This window comes from Pontimicrobium sp. MEBiC01747 (genome assembly GCF_053601635.1).
On sequence record NZ_JBSHNS010000349.1, the window covers coordinates 1 to 2,912 of the forward strand.

Sequence of the window (2,912 nt, forward strand, 5' to 3'; positions counted from 1 at the left end):
TGATGCGGCTATTATTGTAGACTATACCAAAGCAAAAAATGGTAAAAAAGCAACATTTCTTTTTAAAGGTATTTTAAAAGTAAATACCCATCGTTTTGAACTGCAATTCTCTAAAAACGAAATAGGCTGGTATGTCTATGCAGGATATATTAATAAAGGTAAAGTAACCATAAAATTAAGAGAATTAGCAACCTATTTCTTTGGTGCCGAAGTAACCAAACAAATACCAGAGTTAGCATTTACACTTAAAGACTTTAAAGCCTTTTTACTGCTTAAAAAAGAAGAAAATAAAACCAGTCTTCTCTTTGGTATGGGAGCAGATTTAGCATTAGACCTAAAAAAACTACCATTAGCTGGCCCTACATTATCTCAAAAAAATGCCTTTGCCTTTAAAGAAGTCCTAGCAATTTATGCAAAAGGAACATTTACAAAAGAAGAACTTAAAAGCTTTGCAGCCTTACCAAAAGTAGATGTCGCAGAAGGTTTTAATATCTCGACTCAACTCATCATTAATGGAAAAGAAAACTATTATGTTTTAAATGATGGTAATAATAAAAATTACGAAGCAGATACAAGTGAGTCTGAAAATAGCACAAAAGAAGTCGTTAAACCATTGGGAGGAGCTATTTCATCTAAAGCTAAATGGAAAAAAATAAATAAAAAGATTGGGCCTGTAAACCTTCAAAGAATAGGCTTTGCTTACGAAAACAGTAAAGTTATTTTATTATTAGATGCCTCTATGGAAATGGCGGGAATGGGAATGGAACTCATGGGCTTTGGTTTAGGCTTTAAACTAAAATGGCCACCAGAAACCCCAGATTTTTATTTAGATGGATTAGGACTATCGTACAAAGTACCGCCAATAGAAATATCGGGAGCATTTTTGCATGCTACAACAACCTATAAAGGAAAAACAATAGATGTTTATAATGGTGGAGCCATAATAAAAGTAAGTAAATTCTCTATAGCAGCAATAGGCTCTTATGGAAAAGTAGAGAATAGAGCATCTTTATTTATTTACGGTGTATTTAACGGCCCAATAGGAGGTCCAGCATTCTTTTTTGTAACAGGTTTAGCAGCAGGATTTGGATATAATAGAAAAGTTAATATCCCATCTGTAAATGAAGTAGCATCATATCCATTAGTCTCATTAGCTATGCAACCAGAAAAAGATGGCGGTTTGCTCTCGGTTTTAGGTAGTTTAGAAACACCTATGAAAAACGGGAAAACACCCATAGAAATTTCTGTAGGAGATTATTGGTTTGCAGTAGGTATCAAGTTCTCGTCGTTTAAAATAATAGAATCTTTTGTATTACTAACAGTAAATTTTGGAACCCAATTAGAGTTTGCCATTATGGGACTTTCAAGATTAAGTTGGCCAGAGAAGTCTATTTCGAAAGAACCAATAGTATATATAGAACTAGCAATATTAGCACATTTTGGTCCAGGAAGCGATGTCATCTCTGTAGAAGCCGTACTAACACCAAACTCTTATGTGTTATCTAAAAACTGTAAACTATCAGGAGGATTTGCATTCTATACCTGGATAAAAGGACCCCATGAAGGCGATTTTGTAATAACACTAGGAGGCTATCATCCAAAATTTAATAAACCAACACACTATCCAACAGTACCTAGAGTAGCTTTAAATTGGAGAATTAGTAAACAACTTATTATAAAAGGAGAATTATACTATGCACTAACAACCTCGGCAATAATGGCAGGAGGAAAATGGGAAGTGCTTTTTAAAACCTCTATAGTAAAAGTAACATTTGTACTATGGGCAAATATGCTAATAGCATGGGCACCATTTCAGTATGCTATAGATATGGGTATAACTATTAGAATAGAAGCCAGAATAAAAATAGCATTTGTAAGAGTGCACTTTAATTTCGAAATGAGTGTGCAATTACACTTATGGGGGCCTCCATTTGCAGGAGAAATTTATGTAGATTGGACTATTTTTTCATTTACCATTCCTTTTGGAAACCATAAAAAAACAAAACCACAAAACCTTAAATGGCACAAATTTGCTACAGGATTTATACCACAGAAAAAAGAAGGCTCTAATGCACCAGTAGCTAGAGTAGCCGCTACAAATGTAAATGGACACCAATCTGTTTCAAACATAGACCCAATTAATATAACCATAAGTAATGGTTTAATAGAAGTAAAAGGAAAAGAAAAATTCTCGGTAGTAAACCCATACCAATTGGGCATTTCTATAGAATCGTTTATACCAGTTTCTAGCTTAAAAATTAATGGCAAGCAATTACCAAAAGAAACAGTAATGAAATCGGCTATAGGTAATAGCAACTATAGCAAAAGAGAACTACAAATAGGAATAAGACCTTGCGGATTTACGGCTAAAGATGTAACATTTAATATGAATGTTAAGGTGATGCTAGGTGGTAAAACCTTAAAAATAGACGACTTATCATACATCTGTTCAGCAAAAGGTGTAGCAGAAGCATTATGGGGAGCGACAGCATCTAAAAACAACAATAATAATCCAGGCACATCAAAAGTAATTACAAATGTACTATCTGGAGTAGAACTACTTTCAAAAAAGAAAACAAAAGAACCACAACAAATTAGAATATTTGATTTTTCTAAACTAGAAGAAGATACACATGAAGAAAGCGAATGGAAATTTGAGTCAGTAAAAGTAGGAGCAGCATATCATGAATACGATGTATTAGGGTATTATAGCGATAAAGAAGGCGTGTCAACCCGAGTAAAAGGAATCATAGAAAAAACGTTTAATAAAGCACAAGTTTCAGAAAAAAGAAATAAAATATGTGAGTTACTTAAAGATGTATTTGATGCAGATATAGAAGATATAGAAGAAGATAAAATAGAAGAAAAAATAATAAAAAGAGGAACCGAATATTTTAAAGGAACACCAGTAC

The 2,912-nt window shown here is 33.2% G+C and carries 1 protein-coding gene; it reads left to right on the top strand.

All coding sequences use genetic code 11. The features are described from left to right. On the top strand, window positions 1–2,912 hold a 2,912-nt coding region (locus ACVC2P_RS11335; protein ID WP_452598584.1), incomplete at both ends, for a DUF6603 domain-containing protein.